This window comes from uncultured Frigoribacterium sp. (genome assembly GCF_963515265.1).
Lineage (GTDB): Bacteria > Actinomycetota > Actinomycetes > Actinomycetales > Microbacteriaceae > Frigoribacterium.
Genome location: NZ_CAUPYL010000158.1, coordinates 1 through 6,058 on the forward strand (window position 1 = coordinate 1; position 6,058 = coordinate 6,058).

Annotated in this window: 7 protein-coding genes; 4 read left to right on the forward strand and 3 right to left on the reverse strand. The window is 73.6% G+C overall.

From position 1 onward, the window contains the following. The first annotated feature begins 423 nt into the window (after positions 1-423). From RWM17_RS11320 to RWM17_RS11330, 3 genes are all read left to right on the forward strand, one after another. Positions 424-1,263 (forward strand): GDSL-type esterase/lipase family protein, encoded by an 840-nt coding sequence (locus RWM17_RS11320; protein WP_314103745.1) that lies wholly within the window; start codon positions 424-426, stop codon positions 1,261-1,263. Between the two features lie 161 nt (positions 1,264-1,424). Then, entirely contained in the window at positions 1,425-1,673 is a 249-nt protein-coding gene (locus RWM17_RS11325; RefSeq protein WP_314103746.1) for a hypothetical protein, read from the forward strand. Between the two features lie 173 nt (positions 1,674-1,846). Beyond that, on the forward strand, positions 1,847-2,200 hold the full coding sequence (locus tag RWM17_RS11330; protein ID WP_314103748.1) for an ATP-dependent DNA ligase: 354 nt from the start codon (positions 1,847-1,849) through the stop codon (positions 2,198-2,200). Here RWM17_RS11330 and RWM17_RS11335 read toward each other — a convergent pair. Then, the gene (locus RWM17_RS11335; protein WP_314103751.1) at positions 2,197-3,012 is read right to left on the reverse strand and encodes a ZIP family zinc transporter; all 816 of its coding nucleotides are present in this window, start codon (positions 3,010-3,012) and stop codon (positions 2,197-2,199) included. The two genes, RWM17_RS11330 and RWM17_RS11335, sit on opposite strands and share 4 nt — an antisense overlap. A 221-nt stretch (positions 3,013-3,233) precedes the next feature. Here RWM17_RS11335 and RWM17_RS11340 point away from each other — a divergent pair, with 221 nt between their 5' ends. Continuing rightward, positions 3,234-3,404 (forward strand): hypothetical protein, encoded by a 171-nt coding sequence (locus RWM17_RS11340; protein ID WP_166644817.1) that lies wholly within the window; start codon positions 3,234-3,236, stop codon positions 3,402-3,404. An 18-nt stretch (positions 3,405-3,422) separates the two neighbouring features. On the opposite strand, the gene RWM17_RS11345 is transcribed toward RWM17_RS11340, so the two are convergent. Both RWM17_RS11345 and nhaA read right to left on the reverse strand, forming a co-directional pair. Further along, a complete protein-coding gene (locus RWM17_RS11345; RefSeq protein WP_314103754.1) occupies positions 3,423-4,628 on the reverse strand; it encodes a multidrug effflux MFS transporter in 1,206 nt (401 codons plus the stop codon). A 212-nt stretch (positions 4,629-4,840) separates the two neighbouring features. Next, on the reverse strand, positions 4,841-6,058 hold a 1,218-nt coding region (gene nhaA, locus RWM17_RS11350), incomplete at its 5' end, for a Na+/H+ antiporter NhaA (protein ID WP_314103756.1).

The window sequence follows — 6,058 nt, forward strand, 5'->3', positions numbered from 1 at the left end:
GGCCGACGCTCCGGCGCCCGGTGACGCTCCGACCCCCGGCGAGGAGGGCTCGGGCAGCGGCGACCGCCCCACGCCGCCGACCGACGCTCCCACCCCGCCGACGGACGCTCCGTCTGCCCCCGCCGACGAGTCCGCCACCGGCAGCTGACCCGCTCCTCCTCGTGCACCTCGAAGTGGACGACGCACCCCGTCAGGTCGGGGTTCATCGTCCACTCCGGGGTGCCCGGTCGGCCCGGGCCGGCCGGCCCGAGCCGTGCCGAGCTGTGCTGAGCCGTCGCGCCGGGGCAGACCGCTCGGTCTGTCCGCAAGGCGCAACGGCAGGGGCCGACGCTGGCGCCCTAGATGCGGCTGCATGTACCGTCGGCGAGCGCCACCGCGCCACCGACCGGGACGGATCCCGGCACCGCACCGCCAGGACGGCCCATGACCACCCTCCGAGACCGCACAGCAGCGACCCTGCTCACGTTCGCCCGCCCCTACCTCGCTCTGCACCTCGGTGTGCTCGGCGTCAAGATCCGCCGGGCACCGTTCCCCCGGGACGAGGCCGTCGCGTCCGTGCCGGGCCCGGACGCAGCCCGCCTCCTCGTCGTCGGTGACCTGGCCGTGTCGGGGTACGGAGTGCTCCTGCACGGCATGGCGTTCCCGGCTCAGCTCGGGGGCGCCTGGTCCGGCCGGACCGGTCGGGGCTGCTCCTGGAAGACGATCGCCGACCCCCTGATGACCGTCCGCCGGGCCGCGCACCACCCCCGGCTCGGCGCAGCTGCGGCCGACGCCGACGCCGTCATCGTCGCCCTCGGAGTGCCCGACGTGCTCCAGCTCACCGCGAGCGAGGACATCGTCGCCTCCGCCGGTCGTCTCGTCGCACGCGTCCGCTCGGCCGCGGGCCGGGAGGTGCCCGTGCTGCTGGCGGGGCTGCCGCCCATGACGCAGTTCCAGGGCCTCTCGCCCGCCGCCGCCCGCCTGATCGGCTCGCAGCTGAGGCGCGTCGACGACGCCCTGCGCCAGGTCGCCGCCCAGTTCGCCGGCGTCGAGTTCGTGGGCTTCCCCTCCTGGGACCTCGGCGGCACGACCCTGCGCCGGGCCTTCTCGTTCAGCGCGATGCACCGCGGCTGGGCGAGCGCCGTCGCGGCGGGGCTCGAGGTGTCCGACCCCGGTCCCGCGCCCGATCCCGGGTCCTCCGTCGTCGTCGAGGCCGAGCAGGTCGCGCAGGAGGCGGCGGCCGCGACCGGCGTGACCGACACGTCCGTGACGCTGGCCGCGTAGCGCGGCGCCCCGGCCCGAGCGGGACCGCACCGGTCGCCGAGCGACGTCGCGACGTAGTCTCGGCAGGGTCGCGCGGAAGTCCACGACGACGCCGACGAGGACGAGCAGCGACGCGACCACGACCACGACCACGAGCGACCAGACCGATCGGACCCGACATCATGGCGATCTCCAACCTCCCCTACGACGACCGCGCGATCGTCGACGCGCTCAAGACCGTGCCCGTGCAGAGCGAGACGATCAGCAAGGTGTCCGTCAACTTCCTGGACAACGAGATCAGCGAGCAGTCGACGGCGACCGTCACGGCCACGCTCAGCTGGGTGGTCAGCTCGGCCGAGGCCTTGCGGATCCTCGAGCGTGCCGCGCCCGCGCCGAGCGAGTCGGCGCCCGGCCTAGCAGCCCAGGGCTGATCCGACCAGCCCTGGCCGAGGCTGTACGGCACCGGTCCCGTCGTGGCAGCATGGCCCCCAGCCGACTGCCGTGGGGTTCTGATCCCTGCGCGGCCGACCCGACTGGTGCTCCATGGTCGACGCTTCTGGGACGTCGCCTCGGCAGGGAACCACCGCCACCGAGAGGACACCCCGTGGGCTACCTGATCTACGACGGCAACACCGCTGAGATCCACATGGACGACCGCACCCTCGCGCACCTGCAGATCGTGGTCATCAACAAGCTCCGGCGCCAGGAGAGCTTCGCCTTCTCGTGGAAGGAGCCCGCCTCGGCGGGGGACGGTCGCAGCACGATCTGGATCTACCCCACGGTCAGCCTCCGCTTCAAGTTCGAGGGGAGCCGCCCTCCCGTCGTCAACCAGGCCTGGCTGACGGTCCTCTCGAACGCCGCGAACAGCGGCACCGGCCTGCAGATGCTGCCCGAGCCGCTCGACCGTGGTGCCGTGCACGTCGGCGGCCAGCACGAACGGACGGCCAGGGGCGCCTAGCCGACCTGGTGCACCGCGTAGCTGGCGACGAAGCCGAGCACGGTCACCAGCCCGGTCAGCGTCTGCGCCTTCCGGAACGCCTCCGGGATCATCGTGTCGCAGATCATCGCGAGGATCGCCCCTGCCGCGAACGCCATCACGAACGACTGGGCCCCCTCCGGCACGCCGCCCAGGAGCGCGTACCCGCCGACCGCCGACAGCGCGCAGACCACGGCGATGCCCGACCAGAGCCCGAACACGTACCCTGCGCCGCGTCCTGACCCCTTGAGGTCGGCGGTGCTCGACATCCCCTCCGGGAAGTTCGAGATGACGACGGCGACGAGCACCGCGACGCTCAGCGATCCGCCGCCCGTGAGGCTGACGCCCTGCACGGCGGTCTCGGGGACGCCGTCGAGCAGGGCGCCGAGCGCGATGCCGAGACCCGTGCCGCCGCTCGCTGCTGCGGCCTTCCCGCCGTGGCCACCACCTCCGCGGTCGTCGCTCGCGGCGTCGTCCGCGGGCTCGCTCCGGTCGTGGCGACGACGGTGCCGCTTCAGACGGAAACCGCCGTGCTCGAGCAGCTGGTCGAGCACGACGTAGACGACCGCCCCGACGACGAAGCCGGAGATCGTCGGCACGAAGCCGCCGCTGCTGGTCGCCTCGTCGACGAGGTCGAAGGCGAGGGCCGAGATCAGGACGCCGGCGCCGAACGCCATCACGAGGGCGACCAGCTCGCGGGGCACCTTCACGAACCAGGCGACGAGCGAGCCCACGACGAGCGAGAGGCCGGACAGCAGGCCGGCGAGGCCGGCGAGGAGGAGCGGTGAGGTCACGGGATCCGGTGTACTCCGCCTCGGGCATGGTGGGTCGCCAGCCGCCTGTGCCCCGTTCGCGCTTCCTGTCGCGGGCTTAGCGCACCCCTCGTTCGGGGCGCAAGCCCCTGACGGTCACGCGTCGCCCTCCCTAGATTCAGGAGGACAAGACAGGGCGGTCGTCGTGCTCGACACGGCCTCGGCCGCCCGTCCCCCCTCCGCCTCACAGGAAGGACGACACGATGAGCCTCTACATCTCGGATCCCCGCGTGCACCCTGCCTCGATCGGCGCGTACCCCAAGCGCCGTCGCCCGGTCACGGTGCTGCCGCCCATGCGGTCGGCCCGGCCGCCGGAGCCCACCTACGCGGACTTCTTCGACGCCGGTCGCATCGCGAGGGCCGCCGCCGTCTGAGCGCTCGGCCCGGGGTGGTCAGCCCCGGGGCGTCCGCACTGCGAGCTGCACCGCGAGCCCGACGCCGACGAAGGCCGTCATGAGCCCGCCCATCACGAGTGCGGTCCCGCCGAGGGCGCCGGCGAGCGGCGTCGCGAGCCCGCCGAGCCCGAACTGCAGCCCGCCCTGCAGCGCGGCTGCGGAGCCGGGCCAGCGGTGCCCGAGCGCCTGCGTCAGCGTGATCGACCCGGGGATGACGAAGCCCCAACCCGCCGTGACGAGCGCGAGCGCCGGCCAGACCAGCAGGGGACCGACGGCGGTCGCCGCGCCCACCAGCACGAGCGCCGACCCGGCGGTGCAGGTGACGAGGCCTGCCGTGTAGAGGGAGTCCTCGGCGAAGCGCCCCACCAGCCGCCGGAAGAGCAGCGTCGACAGGATCATGCACGACGCGTTCGAGGCGAAGACGAGGGTGTAGCCGAGCTCGCTGAAGCCGTACTGCTCCTGGAACACGAACGACGACGTCGAGATGTACGAGAAGAAGCCGATCGTCGCGGCACAGCCCGTGACGAGGTACCAGCGGAAGCGCGGGATGCGCAGCAGCTCGCCCATCCGTCGGCCGGCCGCGCCGAGCGAGGCACCGGACCGGGAGGCGGCGGGCAGCGTCTCGGGGAACCGCACGGCCGAGAGCACCGTGAGCGCCAGGCCGAAGACCGCGAGCACCACGAAGAGCGAGCGCCAGGCGGCGACCGTCAGCACGACGCCGCCGACCAGGGGCGCGACGACCGGTCCGAGCGAGTTCACGACCGCCAGGGAGGCGAAGAGCCGGCTGCGGCGCGTGCCCGTCGTGGAGTCGCCGACCATCGCCCGCCCCGCGATGCTGCCCGCCGCGCCGCCGAGTCCCTGCAGCACCCGCGCGACGATCAGCGTCGTCGCGTCGGGCGCCAGGGCGCAGCCGAGGGAGGCGACGGTGAAGACCGCCGTGCCGATCAGCAGCACTCGGCGTCGGCCGATGCCGTCGCTGAGCGGGCCGATCACGAACTGGCCCAGCGCGAAGCTGACGAGGAACGCGGTCAGGCTGAGCTGCGCGACGGCCGTCGTGGTGCCGAGGTCCCGGGCGATGGCCGGCAGCGCTGGGACGTACATGTCGGTCGCGAACGGCGAGATGCCGACCACGAGGGCGAGCAGGGTGATCGACGACCGTCGACGGGTCCACGAGGAGGCGGGGGTCGCGTCGTCGTCGTCCACCTGACCGACGCTAGTCGTTCATCGTCCCGGCCCGCGCCTCCTGCGCGTTGCTCGTCGCGGGGACGTCGCGCAGCACTGAGGAACTCTGCCCGCGCCGATCCTGCACGGTGCACGGTTCAGGACTCCGGCTCCCCCCGCGGCGAGGATCAGGACCGGACTTCCTGAACGAGGAGCGGGCACGGAGCCGACATCGGCGCGCGCGGGCCGGGCGGCTAGCGCTCGGCGTCGGTGCGGGCGCGCTGGCGGGCCCGCACCATCAGGACGGCGGCGCCGATGAGGGCCGACACGAGCGACCCGACGAGCACGCCGACCTTGACCACGTCGTCGCGCTCGCTGCCGCTGCCGAACGCGAGCTCGCCGACGAGCAGCGACACGGTGAAGCCGATGCCCGCGACGAACGACAGGCCGACGACGTCAGGCCAGCGGAGGCTCGGGTCGAGCCGGATGCCGGGGAGGCGCGTCACGAGCAGCGACGACACGGTGATGCCGATCGACTTGCCGAGCACGAGGGCCAGGACGATGCCGAGGGCGACGCTGTCCGTCAGCGCGTCGCGGAGGCCGGCGACGCCGCCGACCGTCACGCCCGCCGAGAAGAACGCGAAGAGCGGCACGGCGACGCCGGACGAGACGGGACTCCAGCGCTCGGCGAAGTGGTGCGTGAGCGGGTGCCGCTCGACGTGGCCGTCGGGGCCGGTGTGGTCGACGCCGGCCCGTCGGGTCGCGATCGCCGGCACGAGCAGGCCGAGCACGACCCCGGCGATGGTCGCGTGGATGCCCGAGGCGTGCACCAGGGCCCACGCGACGACGCCGAGGGGGATCAGCAGCCACCACGAGCGGACTCCGCGACGGACGAGCAGCGCGAACGCCGCGAGCGGGACGAGCGCGGCGAGCAACGGCAGGAACAGGATGCCGGAGGTGTAGAAGACGGCGATGATCGTGATGGCGAGCAGGTCGTCGACCACGGCCAGCGTCAGCAGGAACGTGCGGAGCGCCGGCGGCAGACGCTTGCCCACGACGGCGATGACCGCGACGGCGAACGCGATGTCCGTCGCCGCCGGGATGGCCCAGCCCTGCAGCGCGTCGCCGCCCGCGTCGAGGTTGACCAGCGTGTAGATCACGGCGGGCAGGGCGACGCCGCCGACCGCCGCGGCGATGGGCAGGGCCGCCGCGCGCGGGTCGCGGAGCGAGCCCGCGACGAACTCCTGCTTGAGCTCGAGGCCGACGACGAAGAAGAAGATCGCGAGCAGCCCGTCGGCGGCCCAGGCCCCGACGCTGAGGTCGAGGTGCAGGGCCGCGGGCCCGAACGTCGTGTCGCGGACGGCGCCGTACCAGTCGGCGGCGGGGCTGTTGGCGAGCACGAGCGCGAGCACGGTCGCGCCGAGCAGCAGCAGGCCGCCCGTCGTGTCGCGGCTCACGAAGCGGGCGAGGCG